The sequence below is a fragment of the Kordia algicida OT-1 genome, assembly GCF_000154725.1.
GTDB classification, from domain to species: Bacteria; Bacteroidota; Bacteroidia; order Flavobacteriales; family Flavobacteriaceae; genus Kordia; species Kordia algicida.
Genome location: NZ_DS544873.1, coordinates 703699 through 724043 on the forward strand (window position 1 = coordinate 703699; position 20345 = coordinate 724043).

General features: G+C 29.4%; 15 protein-coding genes. 7 read left to right on the forward strand and 8 right to left on the reverse strand.

Annotation, left to right across the window (positions count from 1 at the left end):
* Nucleotide 1 precedes the first annotated feature (1 nt).
* The 4 genes from KAOT1_RS03145 to KAOT1_RS22665 all read left to right on the forward strand — a co-directional run bounded on the left by KAOT1_RS03145 (nt 2) and on the right by KAOT1_RS22665 (nt 4531).
* Nucleotides 2-1738, forward strand: coding sequence for a hypothetical protein (locus KAOT1_RS03145; protein WP_007093238.1), 1737 nt, complete (start codon nt 2-4; stop codon nt 1736-1738).
* Nucleotides 1739-2069: 331 nt separating this feature from the next.
* Nucleotides 2070-3383: a hypothetical protein gene (locus KAOT1_RS03150; protein WP_007093239.1), complete on the forward strand. Its 1314-nt coding sequence runs from the start codon at nt 2070-2072 to the stop codon at nt 3381-3383.
* A gap of 414 nt (nt 3384-3797) precedes the next feature.
* Nucleotides 3798-3986 carry a hypothetical protein gene (locus KAOT1_RS03155; RefSeq protein ID WP_007093240.1) on the forward strand — a complete coding sequence of 63 codons (189 nt, stop codon included), beginning with the start codon at nt 3798-3800 and terminating at the stop codon, nt 3984-3986.
* Nucleotides 3987-4354: 368 nt separating this feature from the next.
* Nucleotides 4355-4531 carry a hypothetical protein gene (locus KAOT1_RS22665; protein ID WP_157560017.1) on the forward strand — a complete coding sequence of 59 codons (177 nt, stop codon included), beginning with the start codon at nt 4355-4357 and terminating at the stop codon, nt 4529-4531.
* Between the two features lie 1777 nt (nt 4532-6308).
* On the opposite strand, the gene KAOT1_RS03160 is transcribed toward KAOT1_RS22665, so the two are convergent.
* Both KAOT1_RS03160 and KAOT1_RS03165 read right to left on the reverse strand, forming a co-directional pair.
* Nucleotides 6309-7025 carry a LytR/AlgR family response regulator transcription factor gene (locus KAOT1_RS03160; protein WP_007093243.1) on the reverse strand — a complete coding sequence of 239 codons (717 nt, stop codon included), beginning with the start codon at nt 7023-7025 and terminating at the stop codon, nt 6309-6311.
* Nucleotides 7025-8023: a sensor histidine kinase gene (locus tag KAOT1_RS03165; RefSeq protein ID WP_040559855.1), complete on the reverse strand. Its 999-nt coding sequence runs from the start codon at nt 8021-8023 to the stop codon at nt 7025-7027. Before KAOT1_RS03165 ends, KAOT1_RS03160 begins: the two co-directional genes overlap by 1 nt.
* Before the next feature lie 219 nt (nt 8024-8242).
* Between KAOT1_RS03165 and KAOT1_RS03170 the strand changes: the two genes are divergently transcribed.
* Both KAOT1_RS03170 and KAOT1_RS03175 read left to right on the forward strand, forming a co-directional pair.
* Entirely contained in the window at nt 8243-10588 is a 2346-nt protein-coding gene (locus KAOT1_RS03170) for a TonB-dependent receptor domain-containing protein (RefSeq protein ID WP_007093245.1), read from the forward strand.
* Nucleotides 10589-10729: 141 nt separating this feature from the next.
* Nucleotides 10730-11380 (forward strand): hypothetical protein, encoded by a 651-nt coding sequence (locus tag KAOT1_RS03175; protein WP_007093246.1) that lies wholly within the window; start codon nt 10730-10732, stop codon nt 11378-11380.
* Nucleotides 11381-12282: 902 nt separating this feature from the next.
* On the opposite strand, the gene KAOT1_RS03180 is transcribed toward KAOT1_RS03175, so the two are convergent.
* The 4 genes from KAOT1_RS03180 to KAOT1_RS03195 all read right to left on the reverse strand — a co-directional run bounded on the left by KAOT1_RS03180 (nt 12283) and on the right by KAOT1_RS03195 (nt 16692).
* Entirely contained in the window at nt 12283-13467 is a 1185-nt protein-coding gene (locus tag KAOT1_RS03180; RefSeq protein ID WP_050765203.1) for a hypothetical protein, read from the reverse strand.
* A gap of 105 nt (nt 13468-13572) precedes the next feature.
* The gene (locus KAOT1_RS03185; RefSeq protein ID WP_007093248.1) at nt 13573-13752 is read right to left on the reverse strand and encodes a hypothetical protein; all 180 of its coding nucleotides are present in this window, start codon (nt 13750-13752) and stop codon (nt 13573-13575) included.
* A gap of 1142 nt (nt 13753-14894) precedes the next feature.
* The gene (locus KAOT1_RS03190) at nt 14895-15317 is read right to left on the reverse strand and encodes a hypothetical protein (protein WP_007093249.1); all 423 of its coding nucleotides are present in this window, start codon (nt 15315-15317) and stop codon (nt 14895-14897) included.
* Between the two features lie 61 nt (nt 15318-15378).
* On the reverse strand, nt 15379-16692 hold the full coding sequence (locus KAOT1_RS03195) for a tyrosine-type recombinase/integrase (RefSeq protein ID WP_007093250.1): 1314 nt from the start codon (nt 16690-16692) through the stop codon (nt 15379-15381).
* Nucleotides 16693-17097: 405 nt separating this feature from the next.
* On the opposite strand from KAOT1_RS03195, the gene KAOT1_RS03200 reads away from it, so the two are divergent.
* Complete coding sequence (locus KAOT1_RS03200; protein ID WP_007093251.1) at nt 17098-17634, forward strand: hypothetical protein; 537 nt, start codon at nt 17098-17100, stop codon at nt 17632-17634.
* Between the two features lie 44 nt (nt 17635-17678).
* Here the strand turns inward: KAOT1_RS03200 and KAOT1_RS03205 are convergent, their stop codons facing one another.
* Complete coding sequence (locus tag KAOT1_RS03205; protein ID WP_007093252.1) at nt 17679-18071, reverse strand: hypothetical protein; 393 nt, start codon at nt 18069-18071, stop codon at nt 17679-17681.
* Nucleotides 18061-20292 carry a peptidase domain-containing ABC transporter gene (locus tag KAOT1_RS03210; RefSeq protein ID WP_007093253.1) on the reverse strand — a complete coding sequence of 744 codons (2232 nt, stop codon included), beginning with the start codon at nt 20290-20292 and terminating at the stop codon, nt 18061-18063. Before KAOT1_RS03210 ends, KAOT1_RS03205 begins: the two co-directional genes overlap by 11 nt.
* Between the last annotated feature and the right edge of the window lie 53 nt (nt 20293-20345).

Sequence of the window (20345 nt, forward strand, 5' to 3'; positions counted from 1 at the left end):
TGTGAATAAAGGGTTAATATATATATATATTATTATTTCCAGCTTTTACGGTTATGCTCAAGATTTAACCTACCAAAGTTTGAAAAATAGCTCGCTAGACTCGTTAAGGGAAGTATTGAGAGAGATAAGCAGTGATACAGTGGCTGATTTAAAGCTTAATAGTATTTACCTAAAATTAGCTAAAGAAGCTAAAGATACAATGCATATTTCTTACGCATATCGCGGTTATGAAAGAAGGCTTCCTATTGAACAAAGAAATGATTATTGGGATAGTATTATACAGATATCCGATGGCTTACCCATAAACTTTAAATTAGCTAGTTATAGTTACAAAGCATACAATCACCTTATGCTTAATGAAATCAATGAATCCTTATCTAATTTCTTAACCTTGTACGAGTTGTCCAAAAAATATAATAATATATACCAACAGCATTATTCCCTATTAAATTTAACTCAACTAAAGTTTAATTTTGAAGATACATCTGGGGCTTTAGATTTTGCTAGAAAAAATCTAAAGCTAGTCACTTCAGATGAATTCAAAAATTATGTAATCAAGACCAAGGGTATTTCACGGGCAAATTCTTATTTAGCATTTGAAAAGATGGCTGTTAAATCCTCCTTAAACGAAATTTTGTTATTTGAAGGTAAAATAGATTCAGCACGATATTATTTAAACCTTATTAAAAAAGACTATAAAACTATTCTGGGTAATGGAATCGATACACTTCATTTTTATGAGGCAAGAGATATTTATTACGCAAGTAAAGCTTCATACCTCTATAATACTAATAACTACGAGCAGTCAATAACATATAGTGATTCATTATTAACTCTAATACCAAAAAAATACCTCTACAATAATATAATATTTAAAGGTAATTATTTTAAGGGTATGTCTTACAGTTATTTAAAGCAAGATAGTTTGGCATTAAAATATTTAAAAAATTGTGATTCATTATTGTGGGCAGACCATCAGCTCTCATCTTATGGTCCCTACTTAGCAAGGTCAGTGCTCAACAAATTATATTTACTACATAAAAAAAATGACAATGCTATAGGGCAGATAGATTATTTAAATAAGACTATAGCTTATGATAGCTTAATTAATACTTCATATGGTGATATAAATTATAAAATACTTAAGCATTTTGAGTTACCAGAAATCATTGAAACTAAAGATAATTTAATTAAACAGCTAAAATTTAAAAAAGTATTAAATAAATCATTGGCAATTTTTGGTTTTATACTCTTTGGTTTGAGTTTAATTTATATAGCATGGTTATACAGGAAGTTTTATATTTATAATAATAATTTTAATAAGCTGATTCAAAACAGAAGCATAGAAGTAGCTTATGATTTTTCAGCAGAAAAGCTTGATAAAATTTTCAAAACAATGGATGAGTTTGAAATAAATGAAAGTTATCTTAAACCTGTGATAAGAGTAGAAGATGTTTTTGACTATGGTATAAATACGAAAACCTTAAATGATGCTTTAAGATTGCGTGGCAGCAGAAATTTTTCGGATTATATTAATAGGCTTAAAGTCAATTATGCTTTTGTAGAAATAACAAATAATATTAAATACCATAAATCATCTACTCTAAGACTATTAGCTGAAAAAAGTGGTTTTACCTCCCAGAAAATATTTAATAAAAAATTCATTGAAATATTTGGCTTTTCACCAATGTTTTATGTTAAAAAACTAAATTCAGGTTTTGATTTATCTTCCATGTAATAATTATAAGTCCCGTACTTCATGCCTTAAGATTTTGCTTAGGCTTTATAGGTCATTCCACTGCTAGAAAACCTTATATTAGTGGATACATCTGTGTTTTGGTTCTACAATTTCTTCATATGCCAAAACTAGGAACAAAACTCAAACTTCACAAAACGGGTTTAGCAGAGTGCTTACTATTGAAAAAGCAATATTCTTCATAATTACCAAAAGTGAAGAAAAACCAATTTAGCAAAAATTTCAATCACTTTACAAAACACGTGAAAACACTCAATTATTTATAATTTATTTTAGCTAATATTGAAACTAACATTTAAATATTTATAATACTATGAAGTTTATTTACACTAATTTCAAAGCCCCTGAACCAAAAACCTACCTCGCAGAAAAATTCAAGCGAAAGCTTACTATTCTTACGGATTCATCTAATAAAGAGATTATAGCTACGCTAGTAAGCGATGCCTTGTCTTTTACTGAAAACCAAAAAGATGTAATAAATACAGCAAAGAAAGAAGATTTCTATGCTATTGATAAAAGACAAAAAGTTTTGGTAGAAGCTTCCAAGCGTTGCGCTATTGAATCCTTGGTCAAGGAAGCTCCTTTAGTAGATCAAGAGATCATAGAGGAAGACTTTTTCACTTATTTAACAGCTCCTTTTGATGACTTTGAAAAATATACAGCCGTACTAATAAGGAAAACAAATATGGCAACGATGTATTATTTTTTCGATAATATACAGATCGATCAAGGAAACTTGAGTTTTTTGCCTTCTGATCTCCCTAATGAAGATCCCGTTGTAAATACTTTAAAGTTTAGTTCAGACTTTTTCAAAGGCTTAATAAAAAAATTACTATCAAGTGCTGCAAGTTCAGTTGGTTCTAAAATAGGAGCAATTGTACTAAACATTGTTATGAAAGAAATGTTTGGTGTTGAGGATAACAAAGAACTGATAAACAAAATTAGGTCAATTATCAAAGAAGAAATCCAAAATAATGAAATAGAAAAAATAGATGGTAAGATATCAGGTACTATCAACTATCTTACAGAAGAATATAAAAACTTAAAAGCAAAGAGCGATCTAAATGACAGAAAACAAAGAGAAGTTTTGCTTCGTAATTTAGAATTGTATTCAAAGGACTTCTACACAGATGTTCTAGGTCTTTTAGAGCAAACGACATACGTTAAAAAAGGACTCAGGTCTTACATTATTGGGGTTTCTATCTATATACTGATCTTGCAAGAAAAAGCTTTAATAGACCCCGATCACATGAATCCTAACGACACTAGCTATGCTATTACCCTGAGAAGCAACGCTACAAAATACTTAAATCATATAGAGACATATTACAAAGAACTCTATGATGCGCGCAGTGGTCAGATATATGTATATTCAGATCCATGGATAGACTATAACGTCCATAAAGATGCCTATCGCTATCGTGATAATGGAACGAACTTCGTTTCTCAACGTTACTACGACATAAAGCACAGCCCAGGAAATTGGACTTATGGTAAGGATGAAGCAGAAAAGTATATGAAACCGTATAAAAGTAAAGCACTTAGGGAGTTTGCAGATAAATATGCTGACCCTAAAGAAAATATAATTCCAAAATTGAAGACTCTAAAAACATACACTTTTTCATAGATCTTTGATTGCTTTGATAAAAAAGTCTGTGTACTATTTGAAAATTATTCTTTAAATATTATACAGACTTTTATCTTTCAAGTTAATTTTACAAGATATGCTTGTATATGTTGTTATTTTACATGTTCAAGAAGAACCAACATCATCGGAATATCCACAAGTTGTGGAAAAGCCTTTTTAATTTTTCAGCTAGCTTGTGTCCCATTAAACAAGCAACAAAAATCAACGAAACTGCTAAAGCGTATTCGTAAAGGCTTTTCCAAACTTGTTTTAACACGCTTCTATACTTTATAAATCTTTGTGATACTTCAAATAAAAAACTACGGCTTAAATGTTAATTATGGGAATCCCGTAATTGGTTAGTATTCTATATTCGTATTTTATTTTCATTATTAATCCTAAAAAAAATTAATTATGAAAAAAAGAGATTTTAAGACACTAAAGCTTAATAAAAGTATTGTCTCTAACTTTAAAACAGAAGAACTCAAAGGTGGACAAAGTACCATACCTTCTGTATGTATTAATGTTTTATGTCATTTATCTAAAGATGCTCCTTGTCATACAGAATATTCAGATTGCGATTGTCCAACAGGTCGTTGTTAGTAGCTATGCGAACTGTGGTTCGTTTTTTATTGAAAACACCAACAAGAAGCAACAAAACATAAAAAACGTATTCATAAAGGCTATTTCATAATTTGGAATAGCCTTTTTTTATTGAATACACTTCTACACTTTATAAAGCTTTATGATACTTCAGGCAAAAAAGAGAGATTACAAAGAATTTGATAAAAACAACATCAGATCAACCCTGACATTCGTAAGCATTCGGCAAACTACGTATTGTGAGATTCAGTTTTAATGATGTCAGCGTACTGAATTAGTCTGTATTTATAAATTACGATATTCTTTTCTATGATGGTGCTTAAAAAAATAATAGTATTGATTATTATTATTTTTAAAATCTTTATACCATGAAGAAAAAAAATCTTAAATCATTAAAACTGAACAAAAAGGATATTTCAAGTTTTAATTATGAAAAAATTAAAGGAGGATCATTTTTATACGCTTGTGAGTCGGCTCTTTGTACTGGTTTAGCAGGGTCTTGTTGGTGTAATTTAACAGTCACTGGTTGTCCTTCTGATAGATAAATCATCTATTTTAAAATAGAAAAGGGTTTCGTGCGGAGTCCTTTTCTATCTGTGTATTTTACATAAAAGGAGTTATGTTAATCCAAAGATGAATAGATATTTCAAGCCTCTTGCAAACTTAGTTCAAGTTTGTTACAACAACAAACAATCATTTATATTGCTAATCTATAGAGAATTAAAAACATAAAAATATGTGAATTCACAAATAATAAATTATTATTTCCAATTAGATACTGTAATTATGAAAGTGATTCATCTATCCGTAAGAAGCTATTAAGAGCTGGAAGGAGACCTGATAAATCAATGGGAAATGACTTCACGTAATTTTGAATTTCATTCAAATACTAAATTAAAATGAATAAAAATGTATTTAGGTTAATTATAATTAAACAAATTGCTCGCTATTTATAAATGACGACTGCCATCATTTTTTCTCTCTTTGATTTTGATCTAACTTGTATAAATGTTTAATCAAAAATTAATATGATGAAAAAAAAGAATTTCAAATCGTTAAGTCTTAATAGAAAAACTATCGCTAACATTGAAGAAACCAAAATTTTGGGAGGTAGTGGAGTATATTGTGTAACACAAGAAGGATCATGTTAAACTACTTCCTGTGTATGTACAATAAACCATCATTGTTTGCGAATAACTTACGGCTGTAATAATAAATAAGGTAACAAGTAGCAACAAAACCACCCGACCAGAGGTACTAAAAGTATTGGATTATTTTGATTTTGAAATGCTGTAGCATCACTACCAATCGATACTAGAAAACAAAAATAACAAATTAAATATTTCAAAAACCTTAAAGTAATACTTTAAGGTTTTTGAAATCAACATTAAGTATTCAGTTATAAAACAAGGTGTTGAATCTGGGCATTAAAAACTCTATTTTTAATGCCCAAATTACTATATATTTTATTGATTTATTTTCAAATTTTTTGTAGCATTTAATCCAACATATCATATCAAAGTAAGTTGGTGCAAATAATGAAATTAACTCATCGTATTCTATGATAAAAGTAATTAAAAATTCATCTAATTTTACAACTTATTACTTAATGATGAGTAAATATTTTCAACTTATTACTTAACAGTGAACAAAAAAAATAAAAATGATTTGATTTTTTAAAACGAAAAGAAATCTACATTCTATTTTGATGAGTTTTTAAAAATTTTCTTTTTTTAGAATATATATAATTGATATACAGTGATTTAAAAAATTAAAAATAAAAGTGGTTTGATTTTTTATTGTAAAAGTCAATCCGCTTTGAATTTTTTATGAAAAATTAATTTTTTATTTAATTTTTATCTTTTTTTCCTAAAAAAGCGTAATTTTTAAAAAATAACATCAATTTATTTTTTAGATAAAAGATGTTGCGGTGCGGACCCACAACATTCGAAAATCTAAGTTTTCTATCGAAGATATTATATTTTTTTGGGGAGTACTTAGAAAACAATTCTGAATTATTAGAAGTAAGCTAGTAATTTTTGATTCCTAGCATATTTTTTTAATTATACTAGGAATTAATTCACTTAAAACATTAAAAAATGTACTATCTCTATTTTTCTTACAGTGTTTAATTGAGTTTAATTAATAATGTGTAGACTAATTTTAGCACTATACCATCGAATGTTTCCTATTTACTTTATTGCCAATTTCGAGACAACAATATGATAACAGTTTACAAAATGTAGATGATCTTATTCTGAAAAACTTAATATTCACTCAATAACCAATTATAAACTAATTTTTTAAATTCTAGAATTAATCTCAATTAATTGGTTTTATTTTATTAAAAAGTTGCTCTCTATATGACCTACCAACAGGGATTTTTTCTTGATTAATATATACCAAATTGCCAGTAATTTTTTCTATACAATGAATATTTACAATAAAAGATTTGTGTATTTGAATGAAATAGTCTTGCACGAGATACTCTTTCCAGTTTTTGAGGGTATCAATAAAAGTATATTTTGAGTTTTTGGTAGTTACAGTTACATAATTACGATCTGATTGTACATGTATGACATCTGCCAAATTTACTTTATGCAGGGTTTTATCTACATTAATGAAAATAGTATCATTATCTGTAGTTACATCTATAGTTTCATTTTCGGTAATGCTAGTAGCATTAGGCAATTGAGGGGATAATTTATTTATTGATTTTAAAAATCGTTCAAAGCTAAACGGTTTTACTAAATAATCTATAATAGTATCGAACTCAAAACTTTCCACCGCATAATCTGTATAGGCAGTAGTCATAATTACTCTAGGAGGATATTGTATTGTTTTTAAGAAATCCAAACCAGATATAGCAGGTAAATTAATATCTAAAAACATTACATCAATTTGCTCTTGTTTTAGTATGCTATTAGCCTTTATAGGCGAATTAAAAACACCTTTTAGTTCAAGTTCTGGTATTTTTTCTATGTAAGTCCTCAGAATTTCTTGTGCTGGCACCTCGTCTTCAATGATAATACAATTCATTATAGGATAATTTCTAGTTTAGCAATAAAACTATCGTTTTGCTTTTCAGTGCTAAAGTTATGTTTTTTAGGATAAATAATCTCTAGTCGTTTTCGGAGGTTTTTTAAGCCGATTTGGAAACCTTCGGTGTTACGTTTTCCATTTTCAACATCTATTTCATTTTGACATTCAAAATCTAATTTTCCGTTTATTACAGTTAGCGTTATATGAATATTGCTTTCTTCATCTTCTTTATAAAGACTATGTTTGAAGGCATTTTCAATTAACCCTATTAACAGCATAGGAGCAATAGTGTGTTTATAAGAATCTATATTCTTTTTAAAAATAATATTGTTAATCCCTTGAGTACGTAATTTTTGAAATTCTAAATAATTCTCTATAAAATCGATATCTTTTTTTAGGGGTACAAAATTTTCTTCACTTTGGTAGAGAATATATTTTAAATTCTCAGAAAGCATCAAGATCATATCTGCTACATTATCAGAGCCTTTTATAGCCTGAGCATAAACAGTATTTAAATTATTAAAAAGCACGTGTGGATTGATTTGTGACTTTAGGAATTTAAGTTCTATTTCTAACCTGTCTTTTTGGGTTTTTTCAAGTTCTTTTTGTTTTTCAAAAAGCGATAGTAATACCCATACCAACGACAAAAAAATAACAGGTAATAAAAACTTCCACAATTGTTGTGAAAGACAGAAGCTAAAACTACAACTACATTCTATAATATAATTGCAATAAATTATAGTGGCAAGTAAAAGAATACTAATAATCAACAAACTATATAGTAGATATTTCTTTTTTTTAAATAGAACAGGCAAAAGATAAAGTTCATTAAAATAAGTTATAGGAATTACTAATAGTAAGAGCTTGAAGTCTATTTTTTGAAAAAAAGATAAGTTTCGACCAAAATAATCAGGCATTAAATAAAAAACAACAAAAAAATAAAATACCCAAAATGTCAAATGAATAGAAAAACGGAATGATCTATTGTGGTTCATAAATATAATTTTAATCAAACGTATATTTTTTTTGATAATTAAGGTCAATAAAGTTTACTAAAAACTTCCAATACTATACAAACAACTAATATCTATGGACAAAGTTAAAAAAAATGAAATCAGAAGGAAATCCATAAATTAATGCTTTTGGTACACCTTCTTTTTCAGTGTTGGATATGCTAAATAAGTTTGCTTCATAAAATTATAAATAACATAAAAATGAAATACTTATTTAGTTTATTATTAGTCTTGAGTTTTACAGTTCTATATGCACAGAATACAATTTCTGGAACAGTAATAGATTCTGATACTAAAAAACCTGTAGTTTGGGCAGATGTAATCCTTTATCAAAAAGGAAAGATTATCAAAGGCATGATTACTGATGATAATGGTATATTTAAATTTGAGGAACTTGATGAAGCAAAATATACCTTGAAAGTCACTTTCTTAGGTTACCAAACCTTTGAAAAAGCCATTGATTTTAGTAATAAAAAAGAGCAACAACTATCTGTAATATTGTCTCCTTCTAGTGCACAATTAGATGAAGTAGTTATCCAAGCAGAAGTTACAACAATTCAATACAAAAGTGATCGTAAAATTGTAAATGTAGGTAAAGATCTATTAGCTACAGGAACTTTAGCAGGTGATGTTTTAGGGCAATTACCTTCTGTTGAGGTTGATGGGCAAAATAATATAAGCCTAAGAGGAGATCAAAATGTGAAAATTTTAGTAGATGGTAAAGTTTCTCCACTGCCTAACGATAGACTTTTACAGCAAATACCATCAGACGCAATTGCTAAGGTAGAACTTATTAATAATCCATCTGCCAAATACCAAGCTGAAGGTTTATCAGGAATTATAAATATCATTACAAAAAAATCATACCGAAAGGGTGGTAGACTTAATGTAAATCTCGGATATGGAACAGGTGAAGAACCACGCGCTAATGCAGGTGTTGGCTTTAGCTATGCAACCGATAAAATAAAGGTATCAGCCAATTATAATTACAATACGGGATTTTTTATAAATGAATCCACCGCAGAAGAAGAACGCGAAACTATTTCATTTCTATCTGACTCTAGGATGAAACAAACTTTCGAATCCCCTTACTATGCGAAAGCAGGGATTGATTTTTATATTGATTCAACAAACACTATTTCAGCTTTTGTTGCTACAAATAAGTTTGGGTTTGATGTAAATTCAAAAAGTAATATTATTCAAATGTCAAATATCAATCAAACAAGTACCAATTTAGAATTTTTAGCAAATAATGGTGGAGGTGGTAAGAGTACAACGTACAATTTAAATTACCGTAAAGAATTTGATGGTTCAATGCAGTACATAGAAACCGATGCCAATTACTCTACTTCACCGTTTAACTTTTTCTCCAACAGAATTACCACAAATGATAATTTTACCGAAACCCAGAATGATGATTTTAATAACATGAGTAGGATTACCACATTAAGTTCAGATTATTACCATAATAATAATGATAGAATACTTGAATTTGGTGTTCGTGCAGAATTACGAGATTTAGACGAATCACAATTTAGAACTATAACTAATACAGAAGTCACCGATATTAATACCTTGTATAATTATAATGATGGTATATATGCTGCCTATGGTGTTTATGATAGAAAAATAGGTAAATTTGGTATAAAATTAGGTTTACGTTTAGAACACACCAATTTGAAACTGAGAGCCAATGAGAGTCGATTAAAGAACGATTATACAAATTTGTTTCCATCTGCTAGCTTTTCTTATTCAACAGAAAAGAATCATAATTTCTCGTTGAACTATAGTCGTCGAATCTCACGACCAAGTTTTTGGATTATTAGTAATACTACTTTTCAGCAGGATCAGTTTTCACAATTTACAGGAAATCCTGAGCTTCAACCAGAATTTGCTAATAAGTTTGAATTTAATTATTCAAAGAATTTTAATGGTACTGATTTTAATGCTTCTCTTTTCTTGACTAACAAAGAGAATACTATTAGAAGTGTACAAACTGTTAGTGGAAATAATGTAGTGTATTCATTTGATAACGTTGGGAGTAGTAACTTATACGGTTTGGAACTATATAGCAGATTTAAACCTTTAAAATGGTGGAATGCAACAGTAAATGCGACCTATTATTTAAGTTATTTTTCTGAAACTGGTAATATGTTTTTAAATGACCAATCTTTCAGCCACAATTATAGTTTTAACAATACGTTTAGACCATTCAAAGGATTTAACATACAGGCAAATCTTAATGTGCGTCCAAAAAACATCTCTTTACAAGCTGAAAATCAGGGTGTAACTACAATGAGTTTAGCCGTAAGTAAAGATATCTTTAATAACAAAGCAAATATCTCATTGCGTGCTAATGATATTTTTAACTCTGGTAGAACTCGTAGTATTGGTGAAGTAAACGGTTTGACATTTAACAGAAGTTCATTCTCACCTTCATCAAGACATCTTTATCTTTCTTTTAGATATAATCTTTCTTTTGGTAATAAAAATTATGCACAAAAAGAACGTAACAGAAAACGGAGACAGTATACGGAACGACAATAATTTATGTTATATTTAAAAAATAAAAAATACACCGCATATAGTTTTTAAATTATGTTGATAAGAAACATTAGATTTTTTGCAAAATTGGTTTCTGTTATGTATGATTTGTAGCTAATTCTGAACTAAACAACAAACTGAAAAATGATTCCTATTTCAATTACCATAATTCTAATTACTTTTTTTTCTTTTTCACCGAAATTTAAAAACGTTAGGGAAAAATATAACCATGGATTTGACTTTTATTTTACACTAATAGCTACTGTTTTCGGTGTGGTTTTGGCATTTTATTTCTCTAATCGAGCAGAAGAAATGAAAGAAAAGGAATTTGCTTTTAACAAATTAGTCATTGCTAAAAGTAATATTGACCAGAATATTTCTGATAATCAATCAAAGCTTTATTTGTATAAAGAAGTGAAATTAGATTCTTTAAATGTTACAATAAACCCACTTCGTTATCCAACGTATGCAGAGAACATTATTCTATCTGATCCGATTCTCAACAAGCATATTTCAATTAATAACTATAAAATTCTTGTTTCAAAATTTGAAAATTTGAAGGATATGAAGAACCTATTTCATAATTATTCTTATAAAAACAATTCAATCGTTGCAGAACAGTACAATTTAATACTGAGCTCTGTCTCTCAAATCATATCTGTTGAAATGTCAAATCAAAAGGATGAACTTTCACAAGAAGAACAAAAAAAAATTATAGAAAGAATAGATGACTCATTAAAAATTATATCTGAGAAAATCTATAAAAAGCCAATGATCGTATTAGACAAGCACTAACAACAACTTACCTGTAACTGAATACAATTCTACTTTTATACAATCTCAAAAGGCTATTCCGAATCATGGAATAGCCTTTTCTTTATTTAATATACCTCTCTATATTTTATAAAGCTTTTCGGTAAGTCTTCAAATCCACTAAAGGCACTTACATAATATTTTGAAACTCTTAAAATCCGTAAACAAAAATTCTTGTAATAAAAATTTTAGTTTCTGGATGCTTTAAAATTTCTTACATGTTTATAATGGGTTTTATAAAATCTAAATCAAGTTTCTTTTTTATTGATTTTTCTTTTCATGGAATGAAACTTTGTAATTAAAAAATAATTTAAGGAGATCAAAGCGTTATACTTTGAATGCTGTAATCATTCAGAATCTCTAAATTTCGTTATAAAGCAAAGATGAATAGAAGTTGTTAAAAATCATTTGTTCACTTTTGTAACCTGAACAATTGAAAGGAGTCAAAAATATCCAATTACAAATTTAGGATATAAACTTTAGAAGATTTTTACAATACCAATGATGAGTTCAACGGTTTTGAATAAAAAGTGACTTACCAAACTTGTTTACCAAATCGTAAGCATGTAAAACTTTAATAATCAATAATTTGAATTTTTAAAAGTATTTTTAAGTCAATTTCTGGTCACTTTTAGGTTATTTTTGTTTTTTTAAGTCATTCTTTGGTAAAACATTGGTCACTTTTGAATCACTTTTTGGGAATTTATAGGGAACTCTTGAATCATTTCTCGGTAACTTTTAGGTCATTTTTGTTTTTTAAGTGATTCTTTGGTAAGACATTGGTCACTTCTGAGACACTTTTGAGTCACTCTCAAGTAACTTCTAGGTTATTTATTAGTCATTTTTCGGCTTTGAAATTTCATAAAAACTTTTTCGACTATAAACTATTCAGGTATGAAGACAGCCTTATTTTTTTCATTTAAAACTGCTGTATAAAATTGATTAAGCAATACAGGTTTTCCAAGTTGTTGAATTCGTTTTTCGCAATCTTTAAATAATGGAAAACGTGGTTTTTGATGCTGGGTTTGTTTTTTTTCATTATTCAAAAAACGACGAATTTGAGCATGAGTAATTAATTTTAATCGTGTGTTCTGCTTGCTACGTATATAGTTTTCATACCAAACTTTAGTTCCTGTAAAACCGTGCTTATTGGTAGGATCAAAATATTTGTGTGGTAATTGAACATATCTGTACTCAGGGTCTTTGGCAAGATATTTCTGGACTAATTCAACACGTTTTATGTAGACATTGTGGACTTTATCTAAATGTTGTTTTTTTACAGGTTGATACCACAAATACAATAACTCTTTGGTTTTTTTCTCCACATTTTCAGTCAAGCAAACCTCTTTGTATAATTTCTTTTTAGCGAGTTCCCATAAGGAATCCACATAAGAATTAAGAAAGGGAATCCCTGAAGCTTCAAGCCTTGAATCTATGTCTTTTGCCTGTGTTTTAACTTCAGGGAGTTCTCCTTCCTTCTCTACATCATTAGTGGACTTAAAATTTCGCGCGCCTGGTGTACCCTGTATAAGTGGCTCATTTATTTTTTCTTTACCTTCCTTCTCTACGTATCTTGTAAAATTGTTACCAGCTAACGCTTCAACTTTGGAAGACCTATAACTCAAGCTACGATCAATGTTCATTTTGTTATCAACAGCTATTAATATATTATTTATGTAACTATTGTTACTAGCGTCTGTTTGGGGACAACTTGTCCAATAATTTTTTTTAAAAAACTGATTATCAGTATTTTTTGATTTCATATTTTCTTTTTGATTTTGTTGTTTGTTGACAGCTTTTTCACTGTTTATCAACAGTATTTTAGGGTTTAAATAAAGTTCATAATTTGCCTTACGACCATAATTAATTTTCTCGATGATAACATTGGTTTGTAACAGCTTTTTAAGATGTCTTTTAATAGTTCTGGTACTTACGTGAGAAATCTTTGCCAACTGTATGTTATTTGTTGCTAAGGGTGGAATAGAAGCAGTATCAAAACCAGCTTTTTTACTAGCTTTAAATAATGAAGCACCATAAATTCTAATAATCTCTCTAGCTGTTGCAATCACAGGTTGACGCAAACGACTTGAAAGATCATCAGAAAAAGCATTGTGTTTTTCTACAAAAACATCAAGCGCTTTAAAAAACAGTTGAAAAATGAATGATGCTCATTATTATTTATTAAAAGTATTGACTAACAAATCATCCATTGCCGAAGCCACAGAGATGAGTTTTTCTTTTTTTCTTTTGCGTTTTACGACAGAAACTTTAGGCAAGTCAAGCATAGCATATAATCTCAGCTTTTCTTCTGAGCTTAATGCTTGAATTACGTTATATACAGTTTCTGCTTTCAATTACTTTTTAATTTTCTTAGTTAATTCAATCAAACGATTTCAAAACAATATCTACAAGCTTTAAATAACCGATTCAAATTCATTGAAAATTGGGCACAAGAAGTCTTGGTCGCTTCTTTTGAGCAACTTTGTAATGATGGCAAAAGTTAGAATTGATTACATCAAGTGTAGAGTAGTTTGATGTAGTATAAACAAGAGCTAGTAACTTCTCCTATTATCTAAAGATTTAATGTTTTTTGACAATCGTATAGATTGTACGAATAATGCAATTTTGTTTTTTTAACTAATTTCTATTTTAAAGGGTTCTCAAAATATTTTCTGATATGTAAGTAGCTCTTTTTTTATTTTTTTACTACTTACTAGGGTTATTAATTATTTTCGTTTGACATGAAGTAAATCTAATTAATTTTTCATTCAAAAACTACAGAAAAAAATGAAAAGGGGTAAATTTAAAAAATATAAATCGCTTATTTACAGAAAGTTGACTTAAAAATGATCTAAAAATGACTTAATATTTACATAAAGTTTCCTAAATATTTACACAAAGTTGTACTAAACTTTGCCTCTTTTTTTACTTTTATTTTCCACCTTTTTTACTTCTTTTTTACCTAAAAGTGACTTAAAAATACATGTCTAAATTTAACTAATTGAATATCAATGTTATACGTTTTAAGTTCTAATCAAAAACTATAATAGAAAGTATATTCTTACTTTACTTTAACAATTGAGAAAAATTTTGAAAATCAATTTTGAGAAGAAAAATTAATCAAGCTGTAATTTTTTTTGAAAAAAAGTTTAAAAAATGATTTGAAATTCAATTAAAATAATCTTTTTCTTATGTTTTTAGAAACGAAATAACACAACGAAAAATAGTAAAACGCGAGTTTTGGATAATTGGTTTAGAAAAATGAATAGTTTTATAAGGAGATCATGTTCAATTTAGATTGAAATGCAAGAAAGTTTTTTATGAATTTAAATTACAAAATGTATTTACCGATCGCTTAGCGAATAGTTTTTCTAAAAATTACTTATCACTAAGCGATCAGTAAAAAAAGTTCAAGTTTGGAATTATCATTTAACTTATAGTTCAAATGAGAAACTTATAATTAATTAATCTTTTCACTTGAATAAAGGTTAAAAAATCAATCTACAGAAAAAGATTCATCATGATATTCACGCATTTTGTTTAGCAATTTTAATTGCTTATCTCCAGTATACCCGATTCTTTCATTTTCTAAGTAAATCCAATTATCGTCTACTATTGCTTGATTTTGTCGTGCCAAAACTTCTTGATAGTCAGCATTCAATTGTTCAATACTCTTTTTTATCAAAATAATGAACTGTTTTATAAAGTCTTCTCTATTTGTAAACCAAATAGATGAAGCATTTGTATATATTAAATAATTTTTTTTACTTGAGATTAGATTAGTCATTTCAAAAATTTCTTCAAAAACTATCCCACTATTTTTTATTTGTGATTTGAATTTCAGCCCAGTAATCTGACTTACTTTTTCATAGACTTCTTTACCATAATCAGGAATCATTTTCTCTGGAATTAATTTCATGCAAATATTAATTAATTTATTTTCATAGATGCTTGTCGAAGATATCAATAAATCTAATATTCTAAAAATCAATTGTGTATTTGCTAGAATAATCTTTTGCCAATGATGCACCAATACCTCTTAAATATTTACGAAGCTGTGATTTGGTTTTATGTCTTGTAAAACTCATCAGTTCGGTAAGCACTTGTTCATCAGCTTTGCCTTCAGAAGCCAAAGATTTGTATAAATTGGATGCCGCTGTATGCTTAAAAGAATATAAGGTCTGATCTTCATCAAGTTTCAAAGCTTCTTTCATATCCGCATATCTACGATAAAAGAAATATGTTTTAGCTTTCTCAGTGGTACTCCATTGTCCGCATTGTTCCTTATTAGTGAATACAAAGTCTGTTGGTTTGTATTTATGAAGTTCCATTTGCTTAATAACCTTTGCAAGATTATCAATAATAGGAACTACTTCTTGAGCTTCTGTTTTAGTTTGAACATACAATCTCCTATTTTTAAGATCAATATCTTTTACTCTAAGTCTACAAACTTCTACATTTCTTAAAAAAGCGTACGCGATGAATTGCGTAAACTTTCTCAAATACGGATCGTTCTTGTCCATATAGTCACGCATTTGTTTAACCTGCTGATCTGTATAAGCTTTGTGCGTTTTAGGTCGTTCTTTTAACTTCTGTATAGCCTTCACAGGATTATATTCCAAAATATCATCACTGACCAATTGATTGAATAAAAGTGATAAAGAAGTTCTGTAACTATTTCTTGTTTTCGCACTTACGGGTTCATCAGTTAATTCTCTTTGTTTATTGTATTTCTTCAAAGAATTTAGAAAAACTGCAATTTCACGACGTTTCAAAGCTTTAATGTCAATTGTGTCTAAATCATTTTCCTTTAGCCATTTTACAAATCTCTTAAAATGCCCATTGATAGTTATTTTAGCACGAGCAGACCAATACGCTTCTTTCTGCTCCACAGCAAATTCTAGTGCTTCAATAGTTGTGTAGTTCGTTGCTTTAAAAGCTGGATTATTTTCTTTGTTAGCTTTCTTTTGCTCTTTTTCTATTTTAGCATCAGTCACTTTAAAGTTTTCGTAAGGACTGTATCCTTTAGAAAGTAATTTCTTCAAAGCTTGTTTATACGCCATGAGTATCTCATAACGTTCTGCTTTAGTTTTGAAGCGATTAGCACCTTTGTAGATTGGTGGTTGTCTTTTTAACTTGTTAGTTTTGGGATCACGATAGGAATAATAAACGTACCAACGTTTGTTTAAATCTCCTCCTGCATCATAAATTTTCGGTTCTGAATAATCTTTCTTTCCTTTCAAATTGTATTCGATAACGTATTCGTTTTGTAAAATATCATTAAAATTATACATAAAATTTGTGTTTTCAAAATAAGAAAAACACAGATGAATACTGAGATTGAAGCCATTTTCATATGTTTAGCTCAAAAAGTCAATAGGTATAGCTATTCACTATATCTTTTTGACTCATTTCCGCTTCGCTCCATGTGCCAAAAAGGATGCCGTTTCTATCCTTAACCCAATTTCTGCTACCAATTCATAAAGTACAAAATACATTAATTTTGCACTTCTATAGTCGTTGTGTGAGTGAAATAATTTCAAAAGCAGTAAAATACAAACATAAAAAATCTTTTATTTACAATAACGCACTTATAATATCAGTCCTTACATTTAATTTTACAGAGCATTCTTTTAGTTTTAATTACCTTAGTCATCATAAGAATTCCTGTTGTTTGAACATTATATCACACTAAAAATATGGCGTCAAGTTTTATAGAACATAAAAATTATGGTTTTTGGGCTTCTGATGGTTTTGTAGAAGCCATGCAAATTTGTCTGATTGACGAAATTGAAGCAACTTCATTTGATTCAAAATCTTGGATAATTCAATACAAAGATGAACTTGCCTTGCAATCAATCCCTTTAGTATATGGCGGAATGTCCATGAGTTTGGATCGTTTTTTGATTAATGACGAACGAAAGAAAATTGTAATTGACCTTATCGATAAAATCATTCAGAAAATAAATTCGGATGAAACCTATCTGAACAATGAAAATTTGAGAAGAATGCGTAAAAATGCTATGCTAATTTTATACAAACAAGGAAACACTTTCCAAGATGAATCTGAAATTGATGAAGACGTTAAAAATTCAAGATGGAGAGGAAATGATTCTGATGGAAATCAATTTAAAGACAGGTGTATAAACGCCTTTCAATTATTGAAAAAACTGATTAATGAAGAATTGAAAACGGATGCAGGTTCTCCAGAGAGTTATTGGGATTTTAAAAAATGAAATACACCAGTTCGTTGTGCATTTTTGACGATCAAAAAACAAAACTATTTTCTCATTAGCGAACCACTAATGCTTTTCAATAACGAGTGTTCTGCGATGATAATTTTATACTGTGTATCTGCCGCAAGTGTTTCTGTAGCAGTATATTTTATGTAGTTTTTGTCGTTTTTACTTTCTGAGGAAACAACAGTCAGTGCAATTTCTTCGCCCGCCACATTCTGAACTTCCAAAATAGCACCTTTTGTAAGTTTTGGAGCCGTTTCAGCAGGAATAGAAACCGTGTTTTTTTCAACAATTTCTACCAATTCATATTTTGGAATACGAATTTGAAAAACTCCATATATCAGCAAACCAATAATGCATACAGAAATGAGTCCGCCGTATTTTGACAACCAGTTTCGGTTGTTTTTCAGTAATGATTCAAATTTACGATCCATAAGCTCTGTTTAATTCTAGTTGATCTTTTACTAAGTTGTAATAGTAACCTTGTTCCATAACGAGTTCGTCGTGTTTTCCAGTTTCTACAATATTTCCATTTTGCAACACCACAATCTGATCTGCATTTTTTACAGTACTCAATCGGTGTGCAATAATTACGGCAGTTCTATTTTTTATAAATGCATTTACATTTTCCATAATAACACGTTCATTTTCAGTGTCAAGCGCACTTGTGGCTTCATCAAAGAACAAGAAATCAGGATTTTTATATACGGCGCGCGCAATTAGAATTCGTTGTTTCTGTCCGCCACTTACGCCATTTCCAGAAGCGCCAATTTTCGTTTTCAATCCGTTTGGCAATTCTTCCACAAACTCTTGAAGGTTGGATGTTTTTATAGCATGCGCCATTTTTTCTGCATCAATCTCATCATCTGCCGTAGCGATATTACGTTCAATAGTATCCGAGAAAATATAACCTTCTTGCATAACGACACCAATATTTTTTCGCCATTCGCGTGCTGAAATATCTTGAAGTTTGGTATCATTTATAAAAATATGACCTTCGCTTGGTGCGTAAAATTTAAGTAGTAACTTCATTAATGTTGTTTTTCCACTTCCGCTAGCACCAACAATGGCAGTTGTTTTTCCTCTCGGAATATGTAAATCTAGGTTTTTTAATACATTTCTAAAGTCAGTTCCGTCATAACTAAAGGATAGGTTTGCCAAACGAATTCCGCTTTGTGTTTTGTAATCTAAATATGAGTTGTCGGTCACAATTGCGTTGCTTTCTTCTTCTTTTTGGGTATGCACTTCACTCAATCTGTCCAAACTAATTTGAGCATCTTGCAACGATCGAATAAAAGTAATCAGTTGGTTTAGTGGTCCGTTCATTTGCCCAATGATGTAGGTAATACTCAACATAGCACCAAGAGAAATGTTTCCTAAAATCACTTCTTTTGCGGCAAAATAGGTTACCAAAATGTTTTTAAAGTGATTGATAAAAGAATATCCAACCGATTGGTATTGATCTAAAACTAATATTTTGGTGCTTATTTTGAATAGTTTCAACTGAATGTCAACCCATTCGTTACGTTTAAATTTTTCAAAGTTGTTCAGTTTAATTTCTTGCATTCCGTTAATCATTTCATATACAGCATCTTGATTTAACGCTTTGCTCTGAAAACGGATATAATCTAGTATTTTTCGCTTTCGCTGAAATATAAATACCCAAACGATGGCAACGGTAGTTAGTACGATAAAAACTCCCAAAATGGTCATGTCGTAAATTCCTAACACAACTAAAAACACACACAAGTTGATTAACGAAAAGAGTGTTAATAGACTTTGTGAAGTCAGGAAATTTTCAATGCGTTCATGGTCGCTGATACGTTGGGTAAAATCTCCCATCATTTTACTGTCGAAAAAGCGAATTGGCAATTTCATCAACTTCAGTAAAAAGTCTGAAATAATTTTGATGTTAATGTGACTTCCGATGTAAAGCGTAATCCAGTTACGTATAATTTCAATAATGGCAGATCCGAAGAAAAGGAATAACTGTCCAATCAGGATTATTTTAATGATGTCGATACTTTGATCTTTCACACCATTGTCAATCAATGCCTGTGTTAAAAACGGAAATACTAAGGTGATTAAACTTCCTGCGATTAGTCCAAAAATAAGTTGTGTCAGTTCCCATTTATACGATTTCATATAGGAGAATAGGAAGGAAGTCGATTTATCTTTTTTGGCTTTTGGCACTTCTTTTTTGGCGTAAAATTCTTCTGATGGCTCTAAATATAAAAGCACACCTTCATCATTTTCAATACACCATTGTTTTTTAAATTCTTGCTCCGTTAGTTTGATGATTCCGTGTCCAGGATCAGCAATAACGAATTCAAGCTCGCCCGTAAAAGGCTTTTTTCGTATTTCGTTTAATACTACGAAATGATTTTGATTCCAATGTAAAATACATGGATTGTCTATTTTTTTAATTACCTCAGCAACTGAAATTCGAAGTGATAATACGTCAAATCCGATGTTTTTAGCAGAGTTGCTAATGCCCAACATGCTCACACCATCTTTGGTCAGGAAAGAACGATCTCTTAAATATTGCAGCGAATATTTTTTTCCGTAATATCTAGAAATCATTTGCAAACAAGCTGGTCCACAATCCATTTGATCGTGCTGTGGTAAGAATTTTATTTTTCTTTTGAATAACATGGCGTTGTGATTTTAAGTTGCTTGTGTATGATGTTTGGTTTGTAAAATGTAAG

Excerpts from the sequence above, each read along its gene's own strand:
- KAOT1_RS03150 (WP_007093239.1), top strand. The coding sequence starts at position 2,070 with ATGAAGTTTATTTACACTAATTTCAAAGCCCCTGAACCAAAAACCTAC.
- KAOT1_RS03155 (WP_007093240.1), top strand. The coding sequence starts at position 3,798 with ATGAAAAAAAGAGATTTTAAGACACTAAAGCTTAATAAAAGTATTGTC.
- KAOT1_RS22665 (WP_157560017.1), top strand. The coding sequence starts at position 4,355 with ATGAAGAAAAAAAATCTTAAATCATTAAAACTGAACAAAAAGGATATT.
- KAOT1_RS03160 (WP_007093243.1), bottom strand. The coding sequence starts at position 7,025 with ATGAATTGTATTATCATTGAAGACGAGGTGCCAGCACAAGAAATTCTG.
- KAOT1_RS03165 (WP_040559855.1), bottom strand. The coding sequence starts at position 8,023 with ATGAACCACAATAGATCATTCCGTTTTTCTATTCATTTGACATTTTGG.
- KAOT1_RS03170 (WP_007093245.1), top strand. The coding sequence starts at position 8,243 with ATGAAATACTTATTTAGTTTATTATTAGTCTTGAGTTTTACAGTTCTA.
- KAOT1_RS03175 (WP_007093246.1), top strand. The coding sequence starts at position 10,730 with ATGATTCCTATTTCAATTACCATAATTCTAATTACTTTTTTTTCTTTT.
- KAOT1_RS03190 (WP_007093249.1), bottom strand. The coding sequence starts at position 15,317 with ATGAAATTAATTCCAGAGAAAATGATTCCTGATTATGGTAAAGAAGTC.
- KAOT1_RS03195 (WP_007093250.1), bottom strand. The coding sequence starts at position 16,692 with ATGTATAATTTTAATGATATTTTACAAAACGAATACGTTATCGAATAC.
- KAOT1_RS03200 (WP_007093251.1), top strand. The coding sequence starts at position 17,098 with ATGGCGTCAAGTTTTATAGAACATAAAAATTATGGTTTTTGGGCTTCT.
- KAOT1_RS03205 (WP_007093252.1), bottom strand. The coding sequence starts at position 18,071 with ATGGATCGTAAATTTGAATCATTACTGAAAAACAACCGAAACTGGTTG.
- KAOT1_RS03210 (WP_007093253.1), bottom strand. The coding sequence starts at position 20,292 with ATGTTATTCAAAAGAAAAATAAAATTCTTACCACAGCACGATCAAATG.